Annotated in this window: 25 protein-coding genes; 14 read left to right on the forward strand and 11 right to left on the reverse strand. The window is 62.7% G+C overall.

Annotated elements, in window-relative coordinates; genetic code table 11:
- Positions 1 to 14 precede the first annotated feature (14 nt).
- Together tssB and ACOSV0_RS31330 are read right to left on the reverse strand one after the other, a co-directional pair.
- Complete coding sequence (tssB, locus tag ACOSV0_RS31325; RefSeq protein ID WP_434111220.1) at positions 15 to 563, reverse strand: type VI secretion system contractile sheath small subunit; 549 nt, start codon at positions 561 to 563, stop codon at positions 15 to 17.
- 34 nt (positions 564 to 597) lie between these two features.
- Positions 598 to 1,284, reverse strand: coding sequence for a tetratricopeptide repeat protein (locus ACOSV0_RS31330; protein WP_434111222.1), 687 nt, complete (start codon positions 1,282 to 1,284; stop codon positions 598 to 600).
- A gap of 364 nt (positions 1,285 to 1,648) precedes the next feature.
- Between ACOSV0_RS31330 and tssJ the strand changes: the two genes are divergently transcribed.
- The 3 genes from tssJ (at position 1,649) to icmH (ending at position 4,506) form a co-directional block, all read left to right on the forward strand.
- On the forward strand, positions 1,649 to 2,275 hold the full coding sequence (gene tssJ, locus ACOSV0_RS31335; protein ID WP_434111223.1) for a type VI secretion system lipoprotein TssJ: 627 nt from the start codon (positions 1,649 to 1,651) through the stop codon (positions 2,273 to 2,275).
- Between the two features lie 108 nt (positions 2,276 to 2,383).
- Positions 2,384 to 3,730, forward strand: coding sequence for a type VI secretion system baseplate subunit TssK (tssK, locus tag ACOSV0_RS31340; RefSeq protein WP_408230263.1), 1,347 nt, complete (start codon positions 2,384 to 2,386; stop codon positions 3,728 to 3,730).
- Entirely contained in the window at positions 3,727 to 4,506 is a 780-nt protein-coding gene (gene icmH, locus ACOSV0_RS31345) for a type IVB secretion system protein IcmH/DotU (RefSeq protein WP_434111225.1), read from the forward strand. Before tssK ends, icmH begins: the two co-directional genes overlap by 4 nt.
- A gap of 123 nt (positions 4,507 to 4,629) precedes the next feature.
- On the opposite strand, the gene zwf is transcribed toward icmH, so the two are convergent.
- The 3 genes from zwf to ACOSV0_RS31360 form a co-directional block, all read right to left on the reverse strand.
- Complete coding sequence (gene zwf, locus ACOSV0_RS31350; RefSeq protein ID WP_434111228.1) at positions 4,630 to 6,117, reverse strand: glucose-6-phosphate dehydrogenase; 1,488 nt, start codon at positions 6,115 to 6,117, stop codon at positions 4,630 to 4,632.
- Between the two features lie 198 nt (positions 6,118 to 6,315).
- The gene (gene lhpI / locus ACOSV0_RS31355; protein ID WP_434111230.1) at positions 6,316 to 7,251 is read right to left on the reverse strand and encodes a bifunctional Delta(1)-pyrroline-2-carboxylate/Delta(1)-piperideine-2-carboxylate reductase; all 936 of its coding nucleotides are present in this window, start codon (positions 7,249 to 7,251) and stop codon (positions 6,316 to 6,318) included.
- A gap of 69 nt (positions 7,252 to 7,320) precedes the next feature.
- Complete coding sequence (locus ACOSV0_RS31360; RefSeq protein ID WP_434111231.1) at positions 7,321 to 7,953, reverse strand: C39 family peptidase; 633 nt, start codon at positions 7,951 to 7,953, stop codon at positions 7,321 to 7,323.
- A gap of 207 nt (positions 7,954 to 8,160) precedes the next feature.
- Here ACOSV0_RS31360 and ACOSV0_RS31365 point away from each other — a divergent pair, with 207 nt between their 5' ends.
- From ACOSV0_RS31365 to ACOSV0_RS31375, 3 genes are all read left to right on the forward strand, one after another.
- Entirely contained in the window at positions 8,161 to 8,415 is a 255-nt protein-coding gene (locus tag ACOSV0_RS31365) for a helix-turn-helix transcriptional regulator (protein WP_434111232.1), read from the forward strand.
- 2 nt (positions 8,416 to 8,417) lie between these two features.
- Positions 8,418 to 9,758, forward strand: coding sequence for a type II toxin-antitoxin system HipA family toxin (locus ACOSV0_RS31370; protein ID WP_434111234.1), 1,341 nt, complete (start codon positions 8,418 to 8,420; stop codon positions 9,756 to 9,758).
- Between the two features lie 289 nt (positions 9,759 to 10,047).
- Complete coding sequence (locus ACOSV0_RS31375) at positions 10,048 to 10,902, forward strand: helix-turn-helix domain-containing protein (RefSeq protein WP_434111235.1); 855 nt, start codon at positions 10,048 to 10,050, stop codon at positions 10,900 to 10,902.
- A gap of 71 nt (positions 10,903 to 10,973) precedes the next feature.
- On the opposite strand, the gene ACOSV0_RS31380 is transcribed toward ACOSV0_RS31375, so the two are convergent.
- The gene (locus tag ACOSV0_RS31380) at positions 10,974 to 12,842 is read right to left on the reverse strand and encodes an ATP-binding response regulator (protein WP_434111238.1); all 1,869 of its coding nucleotides are present in this window, start codon (positions 12,840 to 12,842) and stop codon (positions 10,974 to 10,976) included.
- Complete coding sequence (locus ACOSV0_RS31385; RefSeq protein ID WP_434111240.1) at positions 12,812 to 13,354, reverse strand: molybdopterin-dependent oxidoreductase; 543 nt, start codon at positions 13,352 to 13,354, stop codon at positions 12,812 to 12,814. Before ACOSV0_RS31385 ends, ACOSV0_RS31380 begins: the two co-directional genes overlap by 31 nt.
- A 294-nt stretch (positions 13,355 to 13,648) precedes the next feature.
- Between ACOSV0_RS31385 and ACOSV0_RS31390 the strand changes: the two genes are divergently transcribed.
- Entirely contained in the window at positions 13,649 to 14,596 is a 948-nt protein-coding gene (locus tag ACOSV0_RS31390; protein ID WP_434111243.1) for a phosphoribosyltransferase, read from the forward strand.
- A gap of 91 nt (positions 14,597 to 14,687) precedes the next feature.
- Here the strand turns inward: ACOSV0_RS31390 and ACOSV0_RS31395 are convergent, their stop codons facing one another.
- Complete coding sequence (locus tag ACOSV0_RS31395) at positions 14,688 to 16,409, reverse strand: ATP-binding domain-containing protein (RefSeq protein ID WP_434111246.1); 1,722 nt, start codon at positions 16,407 to 16,409, stop codon at positions 14,688 to 14,690.
- A gap of 369 nt (positions 16,410 to 16,778) precedes the next feature.
- Between ACOSV0_RS31395 and ACOSV0_RS31400 the strand changes: the two genes are divergently transcribed.
- On the forward strand, positions 16,779 to 17,405 hold the full coding sequence (locus tag ACOSV0_RS31400; RefSeq protein ID WP_434111248.1) for a glutathione S-transferase family protein: 627 nt from the start codon (positions 16,779 to 16,781) through the stop codon (positions 17,403 to 17,405).
- Between the two features lie 171 nt (positions 17,406 to 17,576).
- The gene (locus ACOSV0_RS31405) at positions 17,577 to 18,149 is read left to right on the forward strand and encodes a Fur family transcriptional regulator (protein ID WP_434111250.1); all 573 of its coding nucleotides are present in this window, start codon (positions 17,577 to 17,579) and stop codon (positions 18,147 to 18,149) included.
- A 122-nt stretch (positions 18,150 to 18,271) separates the two neighbouring features.
- Here the strand turns inward: ACOSV0_RS31405 and ACOSV0_RS31410 are convergent, their stop codons facing one another.
- On the reverse strand, positions 18,272 to 18,784 hold the full coding sequence (locus ACOSV0_RS31410) for a response regulator (protein WP_434111252.1): 513 nt from the start codon (positions 18,782 to 18,784) through the stop codon (positions 18,272 to 18,274).
- A 437-nt stretch (positions 18,785 to 19,221) separates the two neighbouring features.
- The gene (locus ACOSV0_RS31415) at positions 19,222 to 19,947 is read right to left on the reverse strand and encodes a TetR/AcrR family transcriptional regulator (RefSeq protein ID WP_434111254.1); all 726 of its coding nucleotides are present in this window, start codon (positions 19,945 to 19,947) and stop codon (positions 19,222 to 19,224) included.
- Here ACOSV0_RS31415 and ACOSV0_RS31420 point away from each other — a divergent pair.
- From ACOSV0_RS31420 to ACOSV0_RS31435, 4 genes are all read left to right on the forward strand, one after another.
- Positions 19,946 to 20,158 (forward strand): hypothetical protein, encoded by a 213-nt coding sequence (locus tag ACOSV0_RS31420; RefSeq protein ID WP_434111255.1) that lies wholly within the window; start codon positions 19,946 to 19,948, stop codon positions 20,156 to 20,158. The two genes, ACOSV0_RS31415 and ACOSV0_RS31420, sit on opposite strands and share 2 nt — an antisense overlap.
- Positions 20,122 to 21,657 (forward strand): MDR family MFS transporter, encoded by a 1,536-nt coding sequence (locus ACOSV0_RS31425; protein ID WP_434111257.1) that lies wholly within the window; start codon positions 20,122 to 20,124, stop codon positions 21,655 to 21,657. The genes ACOSV0_RS31420 and ACOSV0_RS31425 overlap by 37 nt, the downstream gene beginning before the upstream one ends.
- 428 nt (positions 21,658 to 22,085) lie before the next feature.
- The gene (locus ACOSV0_RS31430) at positions 22,086 to 23,132 is read left to right on the forward strand and encodes a hypothetical protein (protein WP_434111259.1); all 1,047 of its coding nucleotides are present in this window, start codon (positions 22,086 to 22,088) and stop codon (positions 23,130 to 23,132) included.
- Between the two features lie 211 nt (positions 23,133 to 23,343).
- Positions 23,344 to 24,417, forward strand: a complete 1,074-nt coding sequence (locus tag ACOSV0_RS31435) for a TAXI family TRAP transporter solute-binding subunit (protein WP_434111261.1) — start codon at positions 23,344 to 23,346, stop codon at positions 24,415 to 24,417.
- A 25-nt stretch (positions 24,418 to 24,442) separates the two neighbouring features.
- Here ACOSV0_RS31435 and ACOSV0_RS31440 read toward each other — a convergent pair whose 3' ends face one another.
- Positions 24,443 to 25,882, reverse strand: a complete 1,440-nt coding sequence (locus tag ACOSV0_RS31440; protein WP_434111262.1) for a PLP-dependent aminotransferase family protein — start codon at positions 25,880 to 25,882, stop codon at positions 24,443 to 24,445.
- 129 nt (positions 25,883 to 26,011) lie between these two features.
- On the opposite strand from ACOSV0_RS31440, the gene ACOSV0_RS31445 reads away from it, so the two are divergent.
- Positions 26,012 to 26,899 (forward strand): DMT family transporter, encoded by an 888-nt coding sequence (locus ACOSV0_RS31445; RefSeq protein WP_434111264.1) that lies wholly within the window; start codon positions 26,012 to 26,014, stop codon positions 26,897 to 26,899.
- The last annotated feature ends 16 nt before the right edge of the window (positions 26,900 to 26,915 follow it).

A 26,915-nucleotide genomic window follows, 5' to 3' on the forward strand; every position in this document is an offset into this window, starting at 1 on the left:
CACCCCGTACGTACTTATTCGCCCTGCTTGTCGTGATCCGGCGCGCCGGCGTGCTGGTCTGCTGCGTTGCCCTGATCTTTCGCCAGCGTCTGCAACTGCTGCGTGTTGTTGAGCACTTCGCTCAGCAGGTCTTCGAGCTTGTCGTTGCCGGCCAGCTTGTTGCGCAGGTCGGCCAGCTTCGAACGCGCATCGAGCAGACGGCGCAGCGGCTCGATCTGTGCAACCACTTCATCCGGGCTGAAATCGGCCATCGACTTGAAACGCAGATCGACAGCGAATTTGCCGCCGGCCTCGCTCAGGCGGTTTTCCACCTGAAATGCGGCGCGCGGTTCGATCGCTTTCATCACGTCGTCAAAATTGTCGCGGTCGATATTGACGAACTTGCGATCGCGCAACTTCGGCTGCTCGACTTCGGACTGCCCTGCCAGATCGGCAACCACACCGACGACGAACGGCAGCTCCTTGATCTCGATCGCATCGCCACGCTCAACTTCGTACGTCAGTTGAACGCGTGGCGGTCGCACTTTTTGCAAACGTTTTTGAATACTTTCTTTCTTCGCCATCGTCGGCTCCCGGATGCAGATGAATCAGGCCTGATTAGCGCAGCGCGCTGAACGGATCGGACGCGCCGCCGCTTTGTGCGGCTTTGGCGGGTGCTGCGGGCGCCGGCGCGGGCGCTGCGGGAGCCGCAGCCGGCGTAGCGGCCGGAGCCGCGGCGCTGGTGGTTGCCTCCGGCGTATCCGCTGGCTTGCCCTTGACGACACGGTGAATAACGCGCTTCTTCTTCACGACGGGCTTGTCGTTCGGATCAGGCGGGAACAACGTGGCTTCGCCGAGCGTGTCGCGCAACTGCTTGGCGAGCGCTTGTGCGTCCGACTTCGCGTCACCCGCGAGCGACGCGTCCTGACGCAATTCGCCGAGCGATTGCGTGGCCACGCGCAGGCCGGCTACAGCCAGCACACTCTTGGCCTGACGATCCGTCTGGTCGCGCTGCAACGCTTCTTGCGCGGCGACAATGGCCTGACCGTAATGACCCTGTGTGAACTGGATCTGTGCAATACGCGACCACGGCTCTTCACGGGTCGGATCGGATTTTGACAATTGTTGATAAAGCGAGATCGCGCGATCCTGATCACCGCCCTTGGCGACGGTATCCGCGTCCGCGAGTTGCTTATTAAAAGCCTCCGGTGTGGTCGCTGTGTTGTTGCCCTGTGTCGCGCAACCGGCAATCACGCCGCATGCCAACACTACCCCAGATAGTTTTACTAACAGACGCTCATTCATCGTTTTTCACCGACGTGCGATTTTTTTAATTCAAGGGAAAACCGGAGTTTTGCTTTGCTTCAACTGCGCGGGTATAGTACAGGCCAATTTTCGATAATTCAACTTTCGTGTGAAGAAGGATTGCACAAAAAAAAATGCATGTGGATGATTTAAACGAAACATGCAGAAATTGTTTCCTGGTGCAATAGCCGTAATGCGGAGAGCGGAAAAAATTTCCGCACGCGAGGCCACAAACAGGCGAGTACCGGAGAGCAATGCGCTTTGCATAAAGCGGCATTACGCGGCATAGCGTTGCTGAAAATTTTCCTGATTGATTTCGTTATTGATGTTTTGACGGGGGACGGCGCCAAGCCGATCGATGTATATGAATTCGCGTCTTGTTCGCTATGCATCGCTATTGATTGCAAGTGCCGCCGTGGGCGCGCTGCTGGGCGGCTGCGCGGCCGCCGTGCCGGCGCTGGGAGCCGCTGCCAACGCGGTTTTGCAGGCGAGCGGCCTCGGCAAGCCCGACGTGCCGGATGCGCAAAAGCCACCCCGTAATGTCGGCCTCACGTTATACGCCGCACAGAATCTCAATGCCGCCAATGACCAGCGCCCATTGGCACTGGTCGTGCGGCTTTACGTTCTGAAAGACCCCACTTCATTCCAGCAGGCGCCATTCGACGCTTTTACCGATCCGGCCAAGGAAAAGACTGTACTCGGCGGTGATCTGCTGGGCGTGCGCGAAGTGACGCTGATCCCCGGTCAACGTTACGTCGTTACCGAAAAAGTCTCGCGTGAAGCTCAGGCATTCGGTATCGTCGCTCTATTCCGCGACCCGGCCATGCAGCGTTGGAAATTCGCCTTCGACCCGGCGAAGTCGGAGAAATCCGGCATAATGATCGGCCTGCATAACTGTGCAATGACGGTGACCAACGGCACTGTGATCCCACCTGAACAGGGACTGCCCGCCCAGCCGTTGAATATGCTTTCTTCGGTAAGCTGTGGTTAAAGATGCCGGTCAAATACGATTTAACAGTTTTTAGAGAATTAACAATACGGCGTTCGAATCGGTTATCTCCGGGCGCGCCACACGCTGAACGTATATAACAGGTTTGAGATGAGTTATTCGGCAAAAGTGCTCTGGGGGGAAGGCCTGTTTCTGAGGCCGCAGCATTTTCAGCGTCAGGACGCCTATCATGAGGCGCGCCTGTTCGAATCGATTCAGGCGATCCAGCCATACAACTGGGGCGTGCGTTCGGCGCGTTTCGACCGCGACGCGCTCGGCAGCAACGTGCTGCGTGTGAGCGAGCTCTCGCTGGTGTTTCCGGATGGCGCGCTCTACTCCGCGCCGCAAGCCGACGACCTGCCCCCGCCGATCGCGCTCGACACGCTGCCCGACGGCATCAATGAATTCACCTTTTATCTGGCGCTGCATCCGCTGCGGGAAGCCGGCGCAAACTATTCTCAAGACAGCAACGCGGGCTTCGTGTCGCGCTATGTCAGCGAGCAGACGCCGGTGGCCGATCATTTCACGGACGCCGCCGAAGCCGACATCACCTTCCTGAAGACCAGCGTCAAACTCATTGCGCATAGCGAGCCGCGCGACCAGTTGCTGTCGGTGCCGCTCGTACGCGTGCGCCGCACCGCCACCTCGGGTTTTGAAATCGACGACACGTTCGTGCCGCCCTGCCTCGCGATCGACGCGTCGCCGATCCTGCATCAACGCCTGCGTCAACTGATCGACGCACTGCAGGCCAAGGTCAACGCGCTGTACGGTTTTCACCGCGAGCCGACCAAGAACATCATCGAGTTCCGTTCGGGCGACATCGCGTCGTTCTGGCTGCTGCACACCGCGAGCGCCGCGTTTGCCTCGCTTGCGCATCTCTATCAGCATTCGGCGCTGCATCCTGAACGTCTGTTTCAGGAATTGCTGCGTCTGGCCGGCCAGTTGATGACGTTTTCGAAGGGCTATGCACTGTCCGACCTGCCAGCTTACCGGCATGACGATCCGGGGCCCGGCTTTGCGCGCCTCGACACGATCCTGCGCGATCTGCTCGAAACCGTAATCTCCACGCGTTACTTCGCGATCGCGCTCGAAGAAGTGCGTCCGTCGTTCCATGCCGGCCGTCTCGACTCGGGCAAGATCGACGACAAGACCATGTTCTACATCGCCGTCTCCGCGGACATGCCGACCGCGGAACTCGTCGAAGCCGTACCCGCGCGCTTCAAGGTCGGCGCGCCGGACGACGTCGACAAGCTGGTGCTCTCGGCCATGCCGGGCGTGCGCCTCGTTTACACGCCGCAGGTACCGCCCGCCATTCCGGTTCGGCCGGGCGCATGCTACTTCTCGTGCGAATCGCGCGGCGCATTGTATGACCGCATGTTGCAGGCCCAATCGGCAATGATCTACGCGCCGTCGGGCATCAACGATCTTCAACTCGAACTGATCGCCGTCACATCATGAGCTACGCGCCTTCCCTGTTTGGCGGCAGCACGCCTGCCGCGACGCCCGCCCCCATGACCGAGCCGACCTACCAGGTCCGCTCGCTGCTCGATCTGCTGTACGACGGTTTCTTCATGCTGTTTCTGTTGAAGAACGGCCGTGAGCCCGGCGACGCGAACGAATTCAGTCAGCGTATCCAGCAGTTTCTCGGCGACTTCGAGCGCGGTGCGAAAAAGCTGAACGCGTCGGCGGAAGACGTCTACGCGTCGAAGTTTGCGTTTTGCGCGGCCATCGACGAATCGGTGTTGTCGTCCACGTTCAAGATTCGCACTGAATGGGAGCGCCGGCCGCTGCAACTGGTGCTGTTCGGCGAGCAACTGGCGGGCGAGAAGTTCTTCCAGTATCTGGAGGAGTGCCGCGCCCAGGGCGCTGCGCGTCTGCAGTCGCTCGAAGTGTTCCACATGTGCCTGCTGCTCGGCTTCCAGGGCAAGTATCTGCTCGAAGGGCCGGAGAAGCTCGCCTATCTGACCGCGCGGATCGGCGATGAAATCGCGCATATGAAGGGCAAGCGCGCCCCGTTCGCGCCGCATTGGCCGCTGCCGGACCAGGTCGCTCACCGGCTCAAGCGCGAGGTGCCGTTGTGGTCGATCGGCGCGGTGTTCGCGCTGGTCGGGCTGCTCGCCTATCTCGGTCTGAACACCTATCTGCGCGATCAAACATTGCGCACGCTCGCGCCATATTCGCAAGTGGTCAAGCTCGGCCCGCAATCGGCCACGCTGACGATTTCGTTGCCGTAAATCAGAACGGCAACGCGTAACGAAAAAAGGCGGCCCGTGAAAACGGGCCGCCTTTTTTCGTGCAGGACAAACACTCCGAAGCGTCGACATACCGCCGACGCCTGACTTGCCTGCCTGCTCCGCTTACTGCGATTCTTCCGCCCACACGGCGTTTTCACGCGCCATCAGCGCCGTCGACGCAGCCGGGCCAAACGAGCCTGCCGTATAAGCACGCGGCTTATCGCCCGACTTGCTCCAGCCTTCCAGAATCGGTTCGGCCCAAGCCCATGCCGCTTCGAGTTCGTCGCGGCGCATGAAGTGCGTGAGGCGTCCGCGAATGACGTCGATCAGCAAACGCTCGTACGCTTCCGCGCGACGCTCGGTGAACGCCTGCTGCAAGTCCAGATTCAGATTCACCGGCAACATGTGCATGCCGCTGCCCGGTTCTTTCGCCAGCACCTGCAACTGGATCGACTCTTCGGGCTGCAACTGGATCACGAGCCGGTTGCCGTAGTTGCGCCCGCTATTGCCGTTCGGGATGATCGAGAAAGGCAACTCGGAAAACTCGATGACGATCTCCGACACCTTCTTCTGCATCCGCTTGCCGGTGCGCAGGAAAAACGGCACGTGGGCCCAGCGCCAGTTGTTGATATGCGCGCGCAACGCGACGAAAGTCTCGGCGCGGCTGCCGGCCGGCACGTTGTCTTCTTCCTGATAGCCCTTCACAGCCTCGCCGTCCACGGCGCCCGCGGTGTATTGACCGCGTACGGTATCGCGCGCGATGTCCTCGGGCGTCATGGGCCGCAGCGAACGCAGCACCTTGAGCTTTTCGTCACGCACCGCATCCGGATCGAGCGATACCGGCGGTTCCATGGCAACGATGCACAGCAATTGCAGCAAGTGGTTCTGCACCATGTCGCGCAGCGCGCCGGTCTTGTCGTAGAAACCCGCGCGGCTGCCCACGCCGACCGTTTCCGCCACCGTGATCTGCACGCTCTTGATATACGGCGCCTGCCACAGCGGGCCGAAAATCGGATTGCCGAAGCGCAGCACCATCAGGTTCTGCACGGTTTCCTTGCCGAGGTAGTGGTCGATCCGGTAGATCTGCGCTTCGCTGAAATGCTTGCCGACCGCCGTATTGATCTCCTGCGCGGACGCCAGATCGTGACCCAGCGGTTTCTCCAGCACCACCCGCGAATTCCCGTCGACCAGGCCCGCCGCCGACAGGTTGTCGCAAATGTTCGTGAACAGATCCGGCGAAGTCGCGAGATAGAACACGCGCCGCACACCTTCGCGCGACACGTCCTTCAGACGCTGGTAGTCCTCGACCGAGTCGACATCCATGCGCACGTACTCGAACAGCGCCAGGAATTTGTCCCAGGCGGCACTATCGAACGCTTTCTTTTCGATGAAGGGCTTCGCCTTCGCTTCCATGAATTCGTTGATGTATTCCTCACGCGACCACGGCTTGCGGCCGATCGTGAGAATGCGGGTGTCCGGCGGCAGATTGCAGTGCAGATGCGCCATGTAAAGCGCGGGCAGCAGCTTGCGGAACGACAGATCGCCGGTGCCGCCGAAGATGATCATGTCGAGCGGCAGGTCGGGGGTGGCAGAAGCGTGGTGGGTCGTCATAGCGCGGTCGCAGCGTGGTGATAGGCGTCGTCAAGGACAAAGGGCAAAAAACGCCGGCGGACCGGCGCTTTTTCTGGCAAACGCCTATGGTGCAACGTTTTGAGATTGTTTGCACGGCAACATGTGCCGCAGGTTGTCGCAAGATGCCAACCAGGACCGGCGAACCGGCGGGCGCCGGGCGCTACAAACGGTCCGCGATCAGCCGCCTGACAAGGCTTCGCGCGCCACGCGGCAGGCCGCCAGATCCCAGGCCGCGCAACCGACGCTTTTAAAGACGACCGGTTTTTCCTGCGGCAACAAAGCGACGTTTTCCACCACTGCGGCAATTCCGCCGACCTGTGCCCAATCGACGCCGGCCTGGATGAAATCGCCGGCTTCATGCCGCGCGCCGGCTTCGTCGTCGACGAACAGCGCGCTGCCTGCAATCGTGTGCGCGCCGATCTCGACCATGGCCGGCGTGAACGCGCCAACGCCGATCACGAGCCGGTCCGCCCGTGCTGCTTCGTCGTAGACGGCCTGTTTGCTGGTGGTCAGCGCGATTACCACGTCGATCGAATCGGGCAGCGCAGCGTCGGGCTGCGGCAGCGCTCGCAGCTCGTGCGCCTTGCCGCGGTGCGCGGCGCAAAACGCTTCGGCCCGCGCGGGCGCACTGCCCTTCACCCACACGCGTGCGTCGGGGAACAATTCGCCAATCGCTTCCAGATGGTTCACGGCCTGCGTACCGGTGCCGATCAGCAGGAATTCGCGCGGCCCTGCCGGCGCGAAAGTGTGTACGCCGAGCATCGACATCGCCGCCGTGCGCCGTCCGGTTACCGTCGGGCCGTCGAGGATGAAGAGCGTCTCGCCGGTATCGGCGTCGAAAGCCATCACCTTGCCGTGGATCGTCGGGATGCCGCGCGGTCGATTGCTCGCGCACACGTTGACCAGTTTGTGAATCGCGAGATCAGGCGCGGTGGCCGGCATCGACAGCATGATGCCGCCTTCGTTGAGCGGCACGACAAGCCGTTCGGGGCTCGTAATGCGCTGCTGCGCGTAGTCAATGCTCGCGCGCTTCAACGCGTCGACGAGCGTCGCGTATGGGATCAGCCGCGCGGTGGCGGCAGCGTCGAAGATCTGCGTGGTCGGGTGAGTCATAAGCGGGCTTTTCCTGTCCTTGCGAAATGATGCGTTCGATTCAATGTGTGGACTCGCGCGCTACCTGCCCTAACGCACGATACGGGTAAGCGTCATGCCACGCCCCGCGTAGAAACGCGCCATCGTTGCGAACGGCAAATAGGCGTCCGCCTGGTGAGGCGCAATGCCCGACGGGTTATGAAACCATGCGCCATCGCGATCGCGCCCGTGCAACAGGATCAGATGACCGCCCTGGCTTTGATTCGGCCGCTCCGGATAGCGGATCTCGGGGCTTACCGAGACGATCACCAGCGTGTCGCCGTCAATGCGTACAGCGATCTCTTCGAGCAGCACCTGCGGCCGCACTTCGACCTGAATGCCGAATGCCTCGCCAACCCAGTCGGCGAACGGCCGGTAGATCAAACCGTCGACGCCGCCGTCGTCGCGCAACCGGTATACGCCGTGACGCAATGCTTCATCGAGCAGCGCGGCGCGCGGCGCATGTTCGATGCGCCAGTAGTCGAGCGCGGATTCGAGGCAGGTCAGACCGCACAGGCGTTTGGCCCAGAAGCGGTAACGTTCCGGGTCGGCAAAACCGCTGCGTTGCCAGTGTGGATCGTCACACGGATCGCCCTGTTGTTCGACGATGTGGCGCACCCAGTCGGGGCTGCCCCATTGCGTGTAGTACGGCACAGCGGTGTGGCGTAGCGTCGGTGGATTCATGAGTCGGGCGGAGTCGGTAGAACATGTTTTCACAACATGCTACACGGCCATCCTGGCGGAAGCGCAGGCGGACGGAATTTATTCGCAATACAGATATTGTGCATTTATTCGCCAGACAGATATTTGGGAAATATGCGTCATACGAATATTTGACAAATATCTGTGAGACGCATAAAGTGCATTTATTCGTCTCGCGGATAATTCGCCATGATCCACTTCGTCGCCACGCCGAACCAGATGGCCCAACTGCTTGCCGCCGGCCGGCGTCAGGCCGGTCTCACCCAGGCCGAAGCCGCCGCGCGCATCGGCGTCAGCCAGAGCCGCATCTCGGCGCTGGAAACCGACGCCACCGCCCTCACTCTCGCACAATTGCTGGCGCTGTGCGGCGCCTACGGCCTGCAATTGCAGGTACGCGACAAGAACCAGCCGGTGCCTGAGCCGGCGCCTTTGATCGAGTGGTAAGCATGGGCCGTCAAACTCATTCGCGGGCGCTTTCGGTATGGGCTAACGGCGAACGCGTCGGCGTCTGGCGTCTGCCCACCCGCGGCCCCATGGAGTTCGCCTACGATCCCGCGTGGGTCGCCTCGACCGCGGGCCGGCCGCTTTCGCTCTCGCTGCCGTTCACACCGAGCAACGCGGCGCACAAAGGGCCACGGGTGCTCAATTACTTCGACAATCTGCTGCCCGACAGCGAGGCGATCAGAAAGCGCATCGCCCAGCGCTACCAGACCGATACGCTCGATACATTCGACCTGCTGCAAGCCATCGGCCGCGATTGCGTGGGCGCCGTTCAACTGCTGGCCGAAGACGACACGCCGGACGGCGTCGAACGCATCGACGGCACACCGCTCTCCGACAGCGAGATCGAGGCCATGCTGGCGCGCACCGTCAGCAGCCCCGCCCTGGGCGCACGCGACGAAGCGGACGATTTCCGCATCTCGCTCGCCGGCGCGCAGGAGAAAACCGCCCTGCTGTGGCACGAGGGCAAGTGGCAACGTCCGCATGGCGCCACGCCCACCACGCACATTTTCAAGCTGCCGCTCGGGCTGGTCGGCAACAAGCTCGCCGACCTCAGCACCTCGGTCGAAAACGAATGGCTGTGTCTGCAAATCCTGCGCGCCTACGGCCTGCCGGTGGCCAACACCGAAATCATGACGTTCGGCAAGCAGCGGGTGCTGAGCGTCGAACGCTTCGACCGGCAACTGCATTCGAGCGGGCAATGGCTGCTGCGCCTGCCGCAGGAAGACTTCTGCCAGGTGTACGGCGTGCCGTCGCATCGCAAGTACGAAAACGAAGGCGGTCCGGGCGTGCTGGATCTCGCGCGGATTCTCCAGCAATCGGTGGCGGCGCAACAGGACATCGAGACGCTGCTGGCAAGCCAGATTCTGTTCTGGATGCTGGCGGCGCCGGACGGCCACGCCAAGAACTTCAGCATTCGCCTGCTGGCGGGCGGCCAGTACCGTCTCACGCCGCTTTACGACGTGATGTCGATCTGGCCGGTGGAAGGCAACGGCCCGAATCAGTGGTCATGGTTCAAGGCCAGGCTCGCCATGGGGATGTGGTCGCGCAGCAAACACGACGCCTTCCGCGACGTGCAGCGGCGCCATTTCAACACCATGGCGCCGAGGTGTTCGTACGGCGCGAACGCCGAGCCGTTGATCCAGCGGCTGATCGAACAGACGCCGGAGGTCATCGCGCGGGTCTCGGCCGAATTGCCCGAGCGGTTTCCGGGCAAGGTCGCCGAGCGGATTTTCAAAGGCCTGAAAAGCTCGGCGGCCACGCTCGACAAGATGCCGCCGGTGTAACCGCAGAATGAGGAAAAAATCAATCGGAATTACTTACAGACTATTCCCGGTTAGCCGGTAAAATACTTCCAATGCTAAATGCATAAAAAGATCGCCGAATGTGTCTGTTCGCACCTCGCACCGACAGGCTCGGCGGCAGTCATACCGAAATACGGACCGTAAGACCTTTTACGGTACATTTGCTGTCCCCTGCGTAGCCGCGTCAACGCGAATCCCTGTGCATGGCCGCGCCGCGCGTGCCGTATCGCAGGCCCCAGCCACCCTTCAAGAAGGCAGACCCTCACGCAGTATGACCAACGAAACACACTCACCTGACTCCATCGCAGTCGCCGAGCGCGTGCGCGAGTTGATGAGCCGGCATGGAATCGGTAAACGCCAGCAAACCACTGAGCTGTGCCGCATCCTCGATCTGAGTTTTTCGCAGGGACATCGCAAACTGCGCGGCAACAGCCCGTGGACCCTCTCGCAGATCAAAAAGGTTGCCGAGGTGTTCGGCGAACCTGCCGCTCAGCTATTCGGCGCGCAGTCGCTCGATCCGGGCATGGTCGGCGCCATCGCCCAGGAGGCGCTGTTCTGCGTCGGCGCGATCGAGCTGGCCTGCACCGCATGGATCGGCGCCGCGCTCGAACCGGGCAGCCGCGCTGAATTTGTCGCGTACTCGAAGCTCGGCCAATGGCGCGTGGCGCGTCACGACGGCACGCTCTACCAAAGCGCGTACGAAGTCCACAAGATCGAGATCTATCCGCGCCGCGCCGAAACCGACAAGCCGACCATCGCCGTGGTGGACGACGATCAGGCCTCCGCCGACAACCTGCGCGACTATCTCGAGCGCAGCGGTTTCGCGGCGGTGGCGATCTACGGGCTCGCGGCGTTCGCCGAACAACTGCAAACGCAGATCTTCGACGGCGTGGTGATCGACTGGCTGTTCGGCTCGCAGACCTCGGCGGCGGCGATCCGCGCGGTGCGTGCCTCGGAGAATCCGGACGCGCCGATTTTCGTCCTGACCGGCGAATTGCTGACCGGCAAGGCCAGCGAATCGGAGATCAGCGAGGTCATCCGCAATCACGACGTCGCGTGCTATGAAAAGCCCGCGCGCATGGCGATCCTGGTCGCCGATCTGTCCAAACGACTGAACCGGCCCTGACGAGCCGGCAAGCGGTTGAAGGTGTGTGCTCAGGCTGAGCCCTCCTCCATCTGCGCCTGCCAGGCGTCACCTCACACCGTATACCGCGAAGTCAAAGCACGCTGCAACGCGTTGCGCAGTTCCTCGTAATGTACTGGCTTTAACAACGCTTCGAAAAACGGCTGCAAGCCGGCTTCTCCCGCTTCTCCGTCTTCCCCCGCCGCACCGCCCCCATTCGCCGCCTCCGGCGCATACGCACTCACCACGATCACCGGAACACCCGACGACGGCCCCCCACGTGCCGCGAAATCCGCGAGAAACGTATAACCGTCGCGATCCGGCATATGCAGATCGAGCAACACCACGTCACAGCGATGCGCGTCGAGCCACGCGAGCGCGTCGTCGGCATTGGAGACGGCGTGTGCATCGAAATTCATGTGCGCGACCATTTCGTTGAGCGACTCGCGAATCAACCGGTTGTCGTCGACGATCAGGACGCACGGGCGCGCGCCGCCCGGTTCGGCCTGCGCCGCCACCCCGGCCGGCGCGCTTGCCGCGACCGGTGTGACCGGGATCGTCACCGTAAAGGTCGTGCCCTCGCCCACCGTGCTCGCCACTTCGACCGTGCCGCCGAACAGCCTGACCAGCCCCTGCACGATCGTGAGCCCCATCCCGGCGCCCTCGAAGCGGCGCGTGCGCGACGCGTCAAGCTGCGTGAACTCCTGGAAGATCAGCGGAATCTGCGCGTGCGGCACGCCCGGCCCCGTATCGCTGACGACGAAAATCAGCACTGTCGGCCGCTGCCTCAGTTGCACGCGCACCGTGCCGGTTTCGGTGTAACGGATCGCGTTGGTGACCAGGTTGTTGACGATCTGACGGATACGATGCGGATCGGAATCGACCAGGCCGCTCATGCCGCTCGCCTCGCTTTCCAGCTTGAGACCGCGCGCGGCGGCCGACATCGCGTGTTCGTCGACGATCGACGCCAGCAGCTCGCGCGGCTCGAAATGCTCGTGACGCAATTCGAGCTTGCCGGCGCCGAGGCGCGCATAGTCGGTCAGGTCTTTCATCTGCGCTTCCAGATGCCGTCCTGCGGTTTCGAGCCGCTGGATGACCTTGCGGTCGGCTTCCGAGTGATAGTTGAAGCCCAGCAATTCGATCGACGACACGATCGCATGCAAGGGCGTGCGCAGTTCGTGGCTGATCATGCCGAGAAAGGCGTCTTTCGCGAGACTCGCCTCGCGCGCCGCGCGGCTCGCCTGATGTTCCGCTTCGAGCGCCGCGTGCTGCTGATGCATCAGGCGGGTGCGGCGCCGGCCGTTGAACACCAGCAGCGTGGTCGCGGCCGCGGACAGCAACAGCAGCAACAGGCCGCCCGCGAACAGCATGCGGCGCTTGTCGATGAAATCGCGGTTCATCGCCTCCCGGTCGGCCACGTCGGCGAAACGGCGGCTCAACGCGAGATCGTTGACTTCATTCCAATGCTGGCGCAACTCCACCACGATCTGATCGGCGCGGCTGCGGTCCTTCTGCAAGGCGTCGACCTCAGGCTCAATCCCGTCCAGCAGATGATCGATCGACTGGATTTCGTCCAGTTGCCGTTGCAGCAGCGCGAGCTGCGTGGTCAGCCGGCGCGTCGAACCGGCCATCACGTGCAGCTTCGACTGCAGCAACTGGTAGCGCAGCATGAGCCGCGGATAGTCGTCGTCGACGCCGGATTGATACAGCAGCAGCTGGTTTTCGAAACGCGCGTAGGCGATCTGCAGTTGCGCGGCGTCCCAATAGAAGCCGTCGTACTGACCGGTCAGCTGCTCGGTAGCGCGCGGATTGAGCAGGTTCGCGTACAACAGATAGCCGATTGCGCCGGCCGGCGCCGCGAGTGCGGTCAGCCAGATCAGTACATAGAGAACACGACGCCACGGGCGGCGCGTTATTTGACGATGAGTGCCTTGATCTGCCATACGAATTTCGAATCGCCCGCCGCGCCCATGAGTTCATCGGGGAACGCGTCGCGCGGATAGATAAGAAACAGCGGCCCGAAGTCGCTGATCTTCAGGCGCTGGCCGTTCATGCTGTACGCAACGACCACGCCGTAGCGATCGCAGTCCGACACCGGAATGGTGTAGGTATAGTCGTCGAGCGTATGGATCTCGACTGCGCTGCCGGATGCGCCGACTGTCTTCAGGATATCCGCCAGCAGCGGTCCTGTGAAGGTGGAACGCGGCGTCCAGGTGGTGGCGGTCGTGATCGAATGGACCGGCAGCGCGAGCAGTTGTGCCTCGGTGAAGTGATACAGATGGTGTGCCGCGTCGTTGGTCCTGCTGATTTTGCCTTTCACATCGAGCGACAACGGCAACGACTCCGCCTGTGCCTGCACGCTCCACGCGGCGAGCGCGAGGATCAGGCCCACTCCCCACCATGCACCCCTGCACACACCTTTCCGGCCATCCACCGCTGCGCTTACTTTGTTCATCTGTCTGGTCATTCCATCGTTTGTTATTTTGCGGGCGGCCGCGCTGCGCCGGCTCAACCTGCCAGCGAACCTGCAGCGCCCTCGCCGCTGCTCTTTTCCCGCCGCGGCGGCCGTCTTTGCGACACGCCCAGTCCGGCGGCGCGCGTCACCCCGACGCGCGACCTTCAACCGCAGGCATAATATCGCCAAAATTCTTTGTCTCAAAAACGGGGACCTGCCGCCGCACTGCGCTGCGCGCCGCTCTCCGTCTACGGGACATCTGTCCTACGCGCGCACCGCGACGCCCCGAGAGTCATGAACAAGCCGGTTTTGCCCCTGACGTACGAACAACTCGATCACTGGATCGAATCGCTGCAACCCGCGTTGCTGGCGGAGTGTTTCACCATGGCGATCGGCATTCTGCGTGGCGGCGCGCCGCTTGCGCTGATGGTTTCGCATGCGGCCGGCACGCCCGTCGCCTTCCTTCGATACGACCGCCAGTCGCGCACCGTCGCCTGGGATTCGACGCTGCCGATCCCGCCTGCGGGCTCGAAAGTGCTGCTATGCGAGGACATCGCGGGGCGCGGCTTTACGCTGACCGACTGCATCGCGTTCCTTCAGCAGCATGACCTCGAGGTCAGAACGCTGACCGCCGCGGTCGACGACCTGAGCCGCACGCAACCCGACTACGCGATCGACGCCCGTGGCTATTTCGCGCTGTTTCCGTGGGAACGCCAGGCCTACACCGAGCGCTATCGCGAGGACTGGGAGCGTGTGCAAGCGGGCGCCGCGCCCGCCATGGCCGACGATCACGAATACGCCACCTACGCGATCGACCTCGACGGCATTCTGCTGCCCGACGTGCCGCTCGCGCGCTACGACGAGGATCTGGCCGCGGCGCTCGCCGAACGCGACGCGCTGCTGCCGTTCGAGATGCTGCCGGAGATCGATCTGCAACGCGTTCGCACCATCATCACCGGCCGGCCGGAAGCGGATCGCGCGCGCACCGAAGCGTGGCTCGCGCGGCACGGCTTCGGCCATATGCAACTGGTGATGCGCACGCCCGGCACGCACGACGAAAGTCCCGCCGGCGCCGCCGCTCACAAGGCTGCGGCGGCATTGCACGGCGGCGTCACGCATTTTGTCGAGAGCGATCCGGTGCAGGCGCTGCTGATCGCGCAACAGGCGCCGCTTCTGCGCGTGATCTGGTGGGACGCGGCTACGCAAACCGGGATGCTGGTGGGTGCGCGCGCGTGGACTTGACGGCGTTCGCTCGTGTCCGTGCGTGTGTGCGTGAAATCGCGTGCGCACCTTGGCGCATCGGTTCCGGCACGCACATTCTTCCAAACAGGCGCTAAGCTTCTTTCGCCTCTCTGAGCTCTTTGGCTTCCCTGAGCTCTTTACCCTCTTTACCCTCTTTACCGTCCCGCAAACGCAGATGCGCCGCGGCCCGTTGCGAAGCGACGATGATCAGCTTCATCGTCGCGCGCGTGGCGCCGACGAATAGCTTGCGCGCAATGCGCTCGTCGAACGTATCGAAGTCGACTTCAGTGAGAATCACGCACGGCGCCGCCTGTCCCTTGAAGCGATAGATCGACTCGAACAGCACATCTCCTTCGCGATACTCCGGGTTGCCGAACAGATCGTACTTCCCTGTAAAACTGCGCAGCCGATGCGGGCCGAGATGATCCTGCGCGGTCATCGCCGAACCTTCGCGGCCGCGAAACGAAAGCACCGCAATGTCCTGTTTGCGAAAACCGAGCGACAACGCCTGCGTGATCGCCCGCTTGGTCGCCTCGATGCTGCCTTCGGCGGCATTCGCTTCGTCGTAGACGGAGACCGAGATATCGGAGCCGTCGAACGGACTGCCCGACGCCAGACCCGCCGCGACCGGCACCGAAGCGCCGACCACGTCGCGCACATAATCGAGAATGTCGCGCGGACTGCGATAGTTGGTGGTCTCTTTCAGCGTGGTCCAGCCGGGCAACTCGACCGGCTCGCGCATATACAGATTCTGCAGCGGGTCTTCGAGCCACCACCACGCGGCGCCCGGCCGCAACAGACGCTCGAGTGCCGCCACCCACGGCTGCTGAAAATCCTGCCCTTCGTCGACGATCAGCACGTCGAATTGCCAGCGCGCGTCGATCGGCGTTTCGGCGAAAGTCGTTTCAAGCTGACTGAAGACGTTGCCGGACTGGAAATCCGGCTCGCGGCCCGCGTCGCGCGCGATCCAGTCGCATAGCTGGTGATAATTCGCCACCTTCGCCTCGGGGGGCGCGACCCGCGCGATGTGATCCGCGAGCGGCCGGTTGAAACACACATACAACGGCCTTTGCCCGCGCCCCACCGCGTCTTTCATCACCTGCACCGCCAGTTGTGTTTTACCGGAACCGGCCGTGCCGATCACGCGCAGCCGGAACGGCGAAAATTCGAGCCGCCGCGCCCAGCTCGCGAGGCCGCCCGCGAGCCGCGTGACGAGCGTGCCGGCCTGGCCGACCAGGGCGCTGGCGTCAGGCGTGAGCGCGAGTTCGTCGGCGAAGAAGTGGTGGATTTTCGGTGCACAGGCGAGGCGCGATTCGTCGGCTGGCAAGGCTTCGCGGATGATCGCGGCCAGCCGGTCCTTACGCGTCGCGTCGACGATCCGCGCGGGATTCACGCCCGCAATCGCGGCATCCTTGACGATGTGGTCCGGGCAATACAGCAGTTCTTCGATGAAATACGTGCCCGCGCCGAACGCCGCGGTGAAGCGCCGGTGCAGCGTTTCGACGGTGTGCGCGAGCGCGATCGCCACATTGCGTTCCGTCTGAAGATAGACCTTGACGAGCCCCTTTGGCGTTTCGCGCAGAAAGCCGGTTTTCTGCTCGGCGATCATCACGCGCCCGGCCGGGCTGACGATCACAAAGTCCGCCTCGCCGAACACCGAAAAATTCTGATTCAGGCGGGTCCAGTGCACGCCGTGATAGACGGTGTAGCCATCGGGCAGCGCGTCTTCCAGCAACGCGAGCGTTTCGCGTTCGCGTGCCGCCGCGCCGGTGGCGGCGAGGCTCTTCCAGTCGTCGGGGACAATGCGGGCCATACGGTGCCTCGTCGTATTCGGGTGCGCTTATTGTACGCAACGCCCGCGTATTGCCGGCATGGTGGTTCGGCCGGCATTCGGGCTTCGTTCGGGCTTCGTTCGGGCTTCGAATGGGCTTCGAATGGGCTTCGAATGGGGCGGTGCTTTGACCGCGCTTAGGTCGCGTTCAAGCCACATTCAGACTGCGGTCAGGTCGCGCTTCGACCCGAGCTTTGGCCCCTGCTTCGGCCACGCTTCGGCCAACACCGCAAGCGGCCGATTGCAGGCCGGCGCCGCGCAAACCCATGTGCATCGTGTATCGTTGCTGGTTGAACGCCGCGTGCCTCACGCGGCTTGCCAACTGTAAGCATAAAGAAAAGGATTTGCCGGATGATCACGATCTGGGGACGCGCCAACTCGGTCAACGTACAGAAAGTCTTGTGGTGTTGCGACGAACTGGTGCTGCCGTACGAACGCATTGACGCGGGCCTGCAATTCGGGCGCAACAACGAGCCCGACTACCTGGCAATGAACCCGACGGCCAAGATTCCGACGCTGGTCGACGACGGCTTCGTGCTGTGGGAATCAAACTCGATCCTGCGCTATCTGGTGCTGCAATACGGCGAATCGAGCCTCCTGTATCCGTCCGAGCCGAAACTGCGTTCCAGCATCGACCGCTGGCTCGACTGGTCGCTCACCACGCTGCAACCCGCGGAAAAGCCTGTGTTCTGGGCTCTCGTGCGCACGCCGGCCGCCGAGCGAGACGCCGCCAGACTCGCCACCGACTTCGCCGCGGTCACGCTGCTGTGGCGCCTGCTAGACAACCATCTGCAAGGCCGCTTCTTCCTCGAAGGCGATAATTTCACGCTCGCCGATATCGTGATCGGCTCGTACGCGAAACGCTGGTTCGGGCTGGATGGCGTGGAACGGCCCCCATTGCCGAACCTGGAACGCTGGTATTCGCGGATTGCGACGCGCGCGGGCTTCAGGAAATACGTCGATTTTCCGCTGACTTAAGTTCCAACTTAGGTTTCAACTTAGGCACTAAATTAGGTTCCAAATTAGGCCCGACGTAAGCCACCCGCGGCCTGTGACCTCGTCACGCCGCCCGGTGGCGCCCAGCAGCGACCGGAACGCGGCGTGCCGCACGCCGGCACAGCAAAGCACGATGGCCTTTATAATCGACGCATGAAGACCGCCAAGCCCGCCACCGCCGACAAATTCACCCCTGCCGCCTCCGCTCATCATGAGCCGGGGCACATGCACGGTGGGCACGGTGAATCGCAGGAAGCCGCCCTGACTCTCGCGGAAGAATATTGCCGCGAACGCGGCGAAAAACTCACGCCGATCCGCCGCAAAGTGCTCGAATTGCTGCTGAATTCGGGGCGCGCCACCAAAGCCTATTCGTTGCTCGACGACATGCGCCAGATCCATCCCGGCTCGGCGCCACCCACGGTTTACCGGGCACTGGACTTTCTGCTCACGGCCGGGCTCGTGCACCGGATCGAATCGATCAATGCGTTCACCGTTTGCCACGACCTGACGCAATGTCAGCATGGCATTCTGGTGGTCTGCCAGCAATGCGGCAATGTCACCGAGTTGCATCAGCCCAAGCTGCGTCAGGCGCTCGTCGCGCAAATCGAAGACGCCGGCTACCGCCTTGCCAGCGACGAAATCGAATTGAAGGGATTGTGTTCCGCGTGTCAGACAGCGGAAGCCGCCAGTGCCGGTGCCGCAACACCGGTCGCCGCCGCAAAATAACAGCGGCGCCGGCAATCAGATTCGCAATCTGATTGCAGAAAGACCGTTTCTGCTGCGCGCTCCGCGAAAGCTTGCCGCTGGAGATACCGCGGCAAGAAACCGTCACCCGCCTGTGAGGCGCATCAGCCCGCCGCGCGAGCGTCGATCGCGTCGCGCAACAACGTCACGAGGTCTTCCGGCAATGCCGGCTTGGTCATGAAATGCTGGAAGCCTTCGCCGATGCTGCGCAAGCGGTAGGCGTCGTCGGTATGGCCGGTGAGCGCCACGGCCACCGAAGGCGCGTGATCACCGCGAATCTCGTGATCACGCAGCCGCTGGATCAGATAAAAACCATCCATGGCCGGCAAATCGAGGTCGCACACCACCGCGTCAGGTAAAAGTCGCAGCGCCGTTTCGACGCCTTCTTCCGCATCCGCCACCGCGACGACATGCGCCCCTTCTGCCTCGAGTAACAACGCCAATGATTCCCGGCTATCCGGGTCGTCTTCGACGAGCACGATCGTGGTCTGATCGAGTCTCAATGCTCCGTTCATGTTCCGTTGTTGCTCTAAAAAACCGGTTAGGCCATCAGACGCGGCCAATGTATCGCCCTGCTGTTTGCCGCCGGTTTGCGCGGCTGCGGTCTTGCTGTTCATGGTTCCGACTCGATTTCATGCGCTGAGTTGCATGCGGGCCCGCGATTGTAAAACATGGCCTGAACGCAACGCGTGCGCACAGTAACGCGCCAAAATTGCAAGCCAATGAAAAACCGGCCCGCGACGCCAATGCCCTGGCAGACAGATGCCGACATCCGATTCGCCGCGGCAGCCGATGCAAACCCATGTGCATAGCCCTGCCCACCCTGCGTCCTCTCTGAAATCGTGTTTTTTTGCGACACCGGTCCTGTTGCGTCTCTCGTGCGGCGTTCGCATCCACCCCTCCGGTAGCAGGTTGCGTGCCTCGGCGTTTTCGTGGGAGCGCGGCGCGGCTTCTCCCGGCAATTAAATTAATTACCTGCCGTACGGGAAGACGAAGGCCGCGTATGACGGAAAGGTGGTGGTAGAAACGTAATCTTGAGTCAATCAGTAATGGGTCAGTCCGCCTTGCCGGGACCGACACCCTGCACCAGCAACGCCACCGCGTGCCGGGCGATCTCCTCGCCGCCGATATTGCGCCGCACGGGATCGTTGCGCCACAGCTTCGAGGTGGCCAGCGGCAAAATCGTCAGACCTAGCAGTGTGACGAATACCAGCGACGGCTCCAGCCCCGCATTCAGACGCCCTTCCTTTTGCCAGCGCGCAATGGCTGACAGCGACGCCTTCTGATGCGCGTTGCCGAAGCGTTCATGCATGCGCTGCCGCAGCAGACCGCTGTCGCTAATCACTTCGCGCACCCACAGCGACGGAAACCACGGGTTGTCGCTCGCCACCCGCACCAAACGCCGCGCGAGTTGCGTGATCGCTGCCACCGGATCGTCGGGATGCTCCTGAAACGGCATGCCGAGCGCCGCACGTAGTGGAGCGAAGCGCTCGTCGATCAGCACGTCGAGCAGTTGATCGCGCGTCTTGAAGTAGTAATGCATCATCGCCGGCGTGAAACCCGCCTCGCGGGCAATCTCCCCAAGCGTGGTATCGACGATGCCCTGCCGCGCGAACAAGGCGAGCGCGGCGTCCAGCAGGCGGCGGCGCTGTTCCGGACCACGCGCCGAACCCGAAGGCCTGCCGGGCCGCCGCGCGGGTGCGGGTGCGGGTGCGGGTGCGGGTGCGGGTGCGGGTGCGGGTGCGGGTGCGGGCGGCGCGGCGTTCGCGGAATCTCCCATGGCGGCCGACGCCGGTTTCGAAGGCCTTGGCGCCTTCACGCTGGCCGCGCTACGCGGCGCGCGCTTCACTTCCTGTTCATCTGACGGAATCCTTGCCATTGCATTCAGTTTGACGAGCGATACGATGTCGCATATATTAATCTCTGAATTAATTAATTTCAATGCCCCCATGCCATGGATCAATCGACAACGACTCAACCCAACGGGCTGATGCAGCCAGATGCCCAGCCCGGCACGCCGGCAGCCGACCACCCGCCGATCCGTCTGCTGTTTCCGGCGTTGCTGCTGGTCATGCTGCTCGCCGCGCTCGATCAGACGATCGTCTCGACCGCGCTGCCGACCATCGTCGGCGAACTTGGCGGGCTCAATAACCTGTCATGGGTGGTGACCGCCTACCTGCTCAGCTCGACCATCGTCGTGCCGCTGTACGGCAAATTCGGCGATCTGTTCGGCCGCAAGATCGTGTTGCAGACAGCGATCGTCGTGTTCCTCGCCGGCTCAGCGCTATGCGGCGTCGCGCAGAACATGACCCAGTTGATCGTGCTGCGCGCGTTGCAAGGGCTCGGCGGCGGCGGTCTGCTGGTCGTGACCATGGCCGCTATCGCAGACGTGATTCCCCCGGCCGAGCGTGGCCGCTACCAGGGTGTGTTCGGCGGCGTGTTCGGTCTCGCAACGGTGGTCGGGCCGCTACTCGGCGGCTTTCTCGTCGAACACCTGTCGTGGCGCTGGATTTTCTACATCAACCTGCCGCTCGGCATCATTTCGCTGGCCGTAATCGGCGCGGTCTTCAAACCGCACGTGCAGCATGTGAAGCACACCATCGACTACATGGGCGCTGCGTTTCTCGCCGGCGCCCTCACCTGCATCATCCTGTTCACGAGCCAGGGCGGCACGATCCTGCCGTGGTCGTCGCCGCAATTGTGGTTCACGCTGGGGATGGGGCTGGTGTCGATCTGGGGTTTCATCCACGAAGAACGCACGGCCGTCGAACCGATCATGCCGCTCGAGCTCTTCAAACAGCGCACGTTTTTGCTGAGCAGTCTGATCGGCTTCATCATCGGCGTGTCGCTGTTCGGCTCGGTCACTTTCCTGCCGCTTTATCTGCAGGTGGTCAAAGGCTCGACACCGACGGAAGCCGGCATGCAGATGTTGCCGATGATGGGCGGCCTGTTCGTGATGTCGATGGTAACCGGCCGTTTGATCAGCAAGATCGGCAAGTACCGCATGTTCCCGATCGCCGGCACGTTCCTCGTGACCGTGGCGATGGTGTTGCTCGCACGCCTGGAGATCAACACGCCGATTCATGTGATGTATATCGACATGGGCATTCTCGGCTGCGGTCTCGGCATGGTGATGCAGGTGCTGATTCTCGCCGTGCAGAATACGGTCGAGTTCAAGCACATGGGCGTCGCCACTTCGGGCGCGACGCTGTTCCGTTCGATTGGCGGCTCGATCGGCGTGGCCGCTTTTGGTGCGGTGTTTTCGAACGGCCTCGCCGCGCGCCTGGAAAAGCTGATTCCGCCCGACACCGAATTGCCGCACGCGCTCGGACCTGCTGCCATTCACCAGTTGCCTGAAGCGTTGCGTAGCGACTATCTACAGGCGTTTGCCGGCGCGTTGCACCTCGTGTATCTCTCGGCAGCCTGCGTCGTCGTGCTGGCCTTTGCGCTCGCGTGGCTTCTGAAGGATCATCCGCTGCGCAAGCACTAATCCAGCATCACGTTTTCTACGAGCGTTTTCTACAAATGCCCGGCGACGAGGTCGAACGCCACACGCTTCGACCTCGTTTTTTTTCATCGATGCCATGCCATTGTGCAGATTTCGCCATCGCGTTATCACCCGCGCATCGCGACTGCGCAAGCGGTGTGAAAAAAACCATTCGTCTGTTCGTTCTGCCGACATATGCAGTGTTTCGTCGTACCTGCAAATGTGCCCTACCGCACGTAATGTAGGTAAGAACGTCGATTGACGTTCTCATCGAAACGCCACATATTGCAAGCAGCGGCACCGCAAGCGAAGACTTGCGTCCCAAGGCTCTCCAGTGCATGTGGATCGTAGTTTCCGCGGACATCGCTCCTGCCTCAACACGATCTGGAGCATGCCTTAACGGCATTGTTTTCCACAGGTGGGTCCACAGTATGTCCACCCAGACAATACTCGGCCAGAGTTTCCCGACACCCTGCAAACGCTGCGGCGGCGCCCTGTACCGGCAAGTCGACTATTGCCCGTATTGCGGCGCGGTACATCCGCTCGACGGCAGCCCACACAAGCGTGTTGTGATTCCTGGCAGCCGCGCCAGCGCCATGAGCAAGGTCGTGCAGAAAAACAGCCTTGATCCGGCACAACCGAACGAAATCGATCTCGCCGCGCAGGCCGCATCGACTGGTGAAGCTGTCTCTGTCGAGGCGCCAACGCAAGCGCCGATACTCGCGTCACCGGATACACCCATTCCGCCGCTCGCCGATCTGCCGCGCTCCGGCGGCCTCCACGCGCTCCCGGTACACCGCGTGTTGCTCGCGATCGTGGCCATTGGCGCAATCGGACTAGCGTATGTCGCCTATGAACTATTCAGCGACAACCGCGAATCGCAGAACGGCAACACCGAACAGAACGCCGACAACGTTCAGGATGCCAGAACAGCGACCGGCACAATCGCGCTGTACGCACCGGCTCAATCGACGAGCCAGGCTGCCGCGGTCAAGCCCGTTGTTCCCACCAATCCTGCCGGGGCCGCACCGGCGATTCAGATCACGCCCGTCGCGCCGCCGGTCGCCGTAGCACCTGTCAAACCCGCTGCGCCGCAGTTCCGCGATGCCGCGCAAGCGCTACAGGCAGCGCGCGTGGCCTTGCGCGCCAACGATCTGTCCACGGCACAAGCGGCGCTTGGCGTCGCGCAAACGCTGCAACCCGGCAACACCGACGCGCAAAGTCTGCTGACCGAATTGAAGCCGCTCGCCGCGCACCGCGACGCCGCGCTGCAGGCAGCGCAAACGTGTATTTCGCAGCAGTCGTGGAACTGCGCGCGCCAGCACGCCAACGAAGCGCTCAGTATCGACACCGGCAACGACGCCGCGAAAACGATCCTCGAACGCGTGATTCGCGAAACAGGTTGGGCGCCGCTCAAACCGCACGCGGCGACAGACAATCCCGTTGGCGATAAATCGTTTGGATACCGAATTTCATAGCTGTTCGCACGACCGTTTTACTGACGAGCCAACTGAGACATGGCACGCCCGATTGCGCTGCCGATCACGTGCACTTCGAGGCACTCTGAGCGGCAACAGACGGACATGGCACACGCAACGCATTGAACATGAGAGGGCACGCCGGCTCATCAATGCGTCGCGCGCGCCGGCGCGAGAGGCCGTTCAACCCTGACCGATAGGTAGATAGACCATGCTGAAGAAACTTATGGCGGGATGGCTAGGGCTGGCGCTGATGGTCATGTCTTCGTTGGTTTGCGCGGAGCCTGCGCACTACAAGATCGTCACCGGCCCTGAACGAGGTACCTATATTCAGTTCGGCCAGGACCTGTCGAAATGGGTAGCACAGCCGGCGGGCATCGACCTGGAAGTGATAGCGTCGAAGGGTTCCGCTGAAAACGTGCAGCGCATGCGCTTCGAGCCGGGCGTGAAGCTCGCACTGGTGCAGTCAGACGTGTATCAGGCCTACATCGACATGGCCAACGCGGGCAATGCCGACGCGGGTACGACAATCCGGCCGCTACGGCTCATCATGCCGCTCTACGACGAGGAAATTAACGTCGTGGTGCGCGCGGACTCGCCGATGAAAACGTTCGCCGACATCAAGGACAAGAGCATCAGCGTGGGCCTGCTCGGCAGCGGCACGGCTCAAACGGCCACGACCCTCTATCACCTGATGTTCGGACAGGCGATTCCCGAGCAGAACGTCCAGCACCTGAGCAACGAAGACGCGCTGGCCGCATTGATCGTCAGGAAGGTGGACGTGGCGATCATCGTGGTCGGGCAGCCGGCGAAGCTGTTCAACGACATGAACCCAGAACTGCTGCAACAGATCCGCCCTCTGAGGATCGATCCCAACGCACCCGAAACCGCCCGCGCGAAACAGACATATTTCCCCACGACACTGCGCGCGACCAACTATCCGAACTGGTTGAAAGAAGACGTCCCCACCTTGACGGTAAAGGCCTTTCTCGTCACCTACGATTACGGCCTGCGCGATACCGTCGGCAATCTGAATCACTTTGCGGACTCGCTCTGCGCCAACTTCGACAATCTGCAGGAGCACGGGCATCCGAAGTGGAAGCAGGTGAAACTCGAATTGCCGCCTCTCGTGCGTGGATGGAAATACTACGGCCCGGTGGAAAAACATCTGCGCGCGTGTCTCGCGAACAAGAGTGCGGCGATCAGCGCGACGGCCGCGCAAGCCGCGCAGAAACCGCGCTCCGCCTGCACGGATCAGGAGCGTCTGCTCTTACTGTGCAAGTAAGCTTGCGCGGGTGACCAACGCGCGTTCAGACGTGTGCGTTCGATGCGGCCGACACCTCCATCGCCCGTTGCAGCGCCTCATACACCTTCGGCCGATTGCATTGCGACACGTTAAAGCGCAGGAAGCCGGCCGCCGATTGCGACGCGCTGAACACGTTGCCCGGCGCGAACACCACACTCTCGGCTAACGCATGACGCGCGATGTCGGCAGCGTCGAGTGCATCCGGCAAGCGCGCCCACACGAAAATGCCGGCGCGTGGCCGCGTCCACACTTCGAGACCTGCATAGCCCAGCCGCCTGATCGTCTCGCCCATGGCGTCCGCGAGTTTCGCGCGCATCGATTCCAGATGCCGCCGGTACGTGCCGTCCACCAGCAGACGATGCACGACGCTCGCCGCGAGCTGGCCGTTGCCGAACGAGGTGGCCAGCTTCAGATCGACCAGCGGCTCGATCCACTCGCTGCGCGCCGCGATATAACCGCAGCGCACCGCCGCGGACAAGGTCTTCGAAAAACTGCCGATCGAGACCACCCGCGCGAGACCGTCGAACGCCGCAAGACGCGGTGCGGGTTCGTCTTCGAAGTCGGCGAAGATATCGTCTTCGACGATCAGCAGATCGTGCTCGCCCGCCAGTTTCAGCAGCCGATGCGCAATGGCCGGCGCAAGCGTCGCGCCGGTCGGATTGTGGATTGCGGAATTGGTCACGTAGAGCCGCGGGCGGTGCTCGGTCAGCGCCCGCTCGAATGCCGCCAGATCGGGCCCGGACGGCGTATAAGGCACACCGACAATGCGGACGCGATGCGCGCGCAGCAGCGCCTGGAAGTTGAAGTAGCAGGGATCGTCGATCAGGACCGTATCGCCGGGTTCGAGCAGAAAGCGGCAGATGAGATCGAGCGCGTGCGTGCCGCCGTCGGTCAGCACGATCTGCTCGGGCGGCGCGTCCACGCCGTGCTGCGCGAGCCGCCAGGCGAGTTGCTGACGCAGCGCGGGCAGACCCAGCGGGCTCGCATAGTCGGCGAGCGGCGACTGCGGATCGCGCGCCACGGCACGCAACGCGCGGCGCACGCCGTCTTCCGGCAACCATGAAGGCGGCATCCATCCGCAGCCCGGCTTGAACACCTTCGCGCCGGCCTCCAGCGACTGCCGCGTGAGCCACAGCGGATCGACCTCGCGATCCAGCCGCGGCCCGAGGTCGGCGAGCGCGAGCGGCGGTGCATGGCCGGACACGAAAAACCCGGAACCGCGCCGCGCCACGATCACGCCCTCCGCGACCAGCCGGTCGTACGCTTCCACCACGGTCGACTTCGACACGCCAAGTGTCTCGGTCATCGCGCGGATCGACGGCACGCGCGCGCCCGGCGTCAGCGAGCGGCTCGCGATGCGTTCGCGCAAGCTGTCCATGACCGTGCCGACACGCGTGCCGGTTTGCAGGCCTGGGGCCGGCCGGTTGCTATCGTTTTCCACCATCGCTTTCCACCATCTGTACTGCTCCATGTTCGGTACAGTTTGTACGAATTGTACTGATCCATAGCTTACTCTTTGCCACCCGAAAGCGCATGCTATGGGTTCCGTTTTCAATACGCATGGACTCTTTCGATGGACAAGACAACGAACGGCTGGGTGAGCGGCATGGTGGGTGTGTTGATTTTCAGCGGCTCGCTGCCCGCCACGCGTATCGCCGTGCAAGGTCTCGATCCGGTGTTTCTGACGGTGGCCCGCGCGACCATCGCGGGCACACTGGGTTTGTTGCTGCTGCTGGTGTTTCGTCAGGCCCGGCCCGCCAGGCGCGACCTCATCCCGCTGGTGGTGGTCGCGCTCGGCGTGGTGGTCGGCTTTCCGCTCCTGACCGCCCTCGCGCTGCGCCATGTGAGCGCCGCGCATGCCGTGGTGTTCGTCGGGCTCCTGCCGCTGTCCACCGCGATCTTCGGCGTGCTGCGCGGCGGCGAGCGTCCGCAACCGGCGTTCTGGATATTCTCGGCGCTCGGCAGCGGCGCGGTGGTCGCATTCGCCTTGCGCCACGGCATCAGCGCGTCGCCGCTCGGCGATGCGTTGATGCTGGCGGCGATCGTCGTCTGCGGTCTGGGTTATGCCGAAGGCGCCCGGCTGTCGCGTCACCTCGGCGGCTGGCAAGTGATTTCGTGGGCCCTAGTGCTGTCGTTGCCGGTGATGCTGCCGCTCGCCTGGTGGGCGCGGCCCGCTTCGTTTGAAGGCGTGGGCCACGCGGCGCTGTGGGGGCTCGCGTACGTGTCGCTTTTCAGCATGCTGATCGGTTTTGTGTTCTGGTATCGCGGGCTGGCGCTCGGCGGCATCGCCGGGGTCGGGCAACTGCAGTTGCTGCAGCCGTTCTTCGGCCTGCTGCTCGCCGGTTTAGTGCTGCACGAACAGGTGCCGCCCGCGATGATCCTGGTGACTGTCGTGGTCGTGGCGTGTGTCGCGGGCGCACGGCATTTTTCGCGAGCGGCACCGGTGCGACCGGTAGCCTGAACGGCGTCGCGCCCGC

Origin of the sequence: Paraburkholderia caffeinilytica, from assembly GCF_051027425.1 — a bacterium.
Taxonomy (GTDB): domain Bacteria; phylum Pseudomonadota; class Gammaproteobacteria; order Burkholderiales; family Burkholderiaceae; genus Paraburkholderia; species Paraburkholderia caffeinilytica_A.

Excerpts from the sequence above, each read along its gene's own strand:
- tssB (WP_434111220.1), bottom strand. The coding sequence starts at position 563 with ATGGCGAAGAAAGAAAGTATTCAAAAACGTTTGCAAAAAGTGCGACCG.
- ACOSV0_RS31330 (WP_434111222.1), bottom strand. The coding sequence starts at position 1,284 with ATGAATGAGCGTCTGTTAGTAAAACTATCTGGGGTAGTGTTGGCATGC.
- tssJ (WP_434111223.1), top strand. The coding sequence starts at position 1,649 with ATGAATTCGCGTCTTGTTCGCTATGCATCGCTATTGATTGCAAGTGCC.
- tssK (WP_408230263.1), top strand. The coding sequence starts at position 2,384 with ATGAGTTATTCGGCAAAAGTGCTCTGGGGGGAAGGCCTGTTTCTGAGG.
- icmH (WP_434111225.1), top strand. The coding sequence starts at position 3,727 with ATGAGCTACGCGCCTTCCCTGTTTGGCGGCAGCACGCCTGCCGCGACG.
- zwf (WP_434111228.1), bottom strand. The coding sequence starts at position 6,117 with ATGACGACCCACCACGCTTCTGCCACCCCCGACCTGCCGCTCGACATG.
- lhpI (WP_434111230.1), bottom strand. The coding sequence starts at position 7,251 with ATGACTCACCCGACCACGCAGATCTTCGACGCTGCCGCCACCGCGCGG.
- ACOSV0_RS31360 (WP_434111231.1), bottom strand. The coding sequence starts at position 7,953 with ATGAATCCACCGACGCTACGCCACACCGCTGTGCCGTACTACACGCAA.
- ACOSV0_RS31365 (WP_434111232.1), top strand. The coding sequence starts at position 8,161 with ATGATCCACTTCGTCGCCACGCCGAACCAGATGGCCCAACTGCTTGCC.
- ACOSV0_RS31370 (WP_434111234.1), top strand. The coding sequence starts at position 8,418 with ATGGGCCGTCAAACTCATTCGCGGGCGCTTTCGGTATGGGCTAACGGC.
- ACOSV0_RS31375 (WP_434111235.1), top strand. The coding sequence starts at position 10,048 with ATGACCAACGAAACACACTCACCTGACTCCATCGCAGTCGCCGAGCGC.
- ACOSV0_RS31380 (WP_434111238.1), bottom strand. The coding sequence starts at position 12,842 with ATGGCAGATCAAGGCACTCATCGTCAAATAACGCGCCGCCCGTGGCGT.
- ACOSV0_RS31385 (WP_434111240.1), bottom strand. The coding sequence starts at position 13,354 with ATGAACAAAGTAAGCGCAGCGGTGGATGGCCGGAAAGGTGTGTGCAGG.
- ACOSV0_RS31390 (WP_434111243.1), top strand. The coding sequence starts at position 13,649 with ATGAACAAGCCGGTTTTGCCCCTGACGTACGAACAACTCGATCACTGG.
- ACOSV0_RS31395 (WP_434111246.1), bottom strand. The coding sequence starts at position 16,409 with ATGGCCCGCATTGTCCCCGACGACTGGAAGAGCCTCGCCGCCACCGGC.
- ACOSV0_RS31400 (WP_434111248.1), top strand. The coding sequence starts at position 16,779 with ATGATCACGATCTGGGGACGCGCCAACTCGGTCAACGTACAGAAAGTC.
- ACOSV0_RS31405 (WP_434111250.1), top strand. The coding sequence starts at position 17,577 with ATGAAGACCGCCAAGCCCGCCACCGCCGACAAATTCACCCCTGCCGCC.
- ACOSV0_RS31410 (WP_434111252.1), bottom strand. The coding sequence starts at position 18,784 with ATGAACAGCAAGACCGCAGCCGCGCAAACCGGCGGCAAACAGCAGGGC.
- ACOSV0_RS31420 (WP_434111255.1), top strand. The coding sequence starts at position 19,946 with ATGGCGGCCGACGCCGGTTTCGAAGGCCTTGGCGCCTTCACGCTGGCC.
- ACOSV0_RS31415 (WP_434111254.1), bottom strand. The coding sequence starts at position 19,947 with ATGGGAGATTCCGCGAACGCCGCGCCGCCCGCACCCGCACCCGCACCC.
- ACOSV0_RS31425 (WP_434111257.1), top strand. The coding sequence starts at position 20,122 with ATGGATCAATCGACAACGACTCAACCCAACGGGCTGATGCAGCCAGAT.
- ACOSV0_RS31430 (WP_434111259.1), top strand. The coding sequence starts at position 22,086 with ATGTCCACCCAGACAATACTCGGCCAGAGTTTCCCGACACCCTGCAAA.
- ACOSV0_RS31435 (WP_434111261.1), top strand. The coding sequence starts at position 23,344 with ATGCTGAAGAAACTTATGGCGGGATGGCTAGGGCTGGCGCTGATGGTC.
- ACOSV0_RS31440 (WP_434111262.1), bottom strand. The coding sequence starts at position 25,882 with ATGGTGGAAAACGATAGCAACCGGCCGGCCCCAGGCCTGCAAACCGGC.
- ACOSV0_RS31445 (WP_434111264.1), top strand. The coding sequence starts at position 26,012 with ATGGACAAGACAACGAACGGCTGGGTGAGCGGCATGGTGGGTGTGTTG.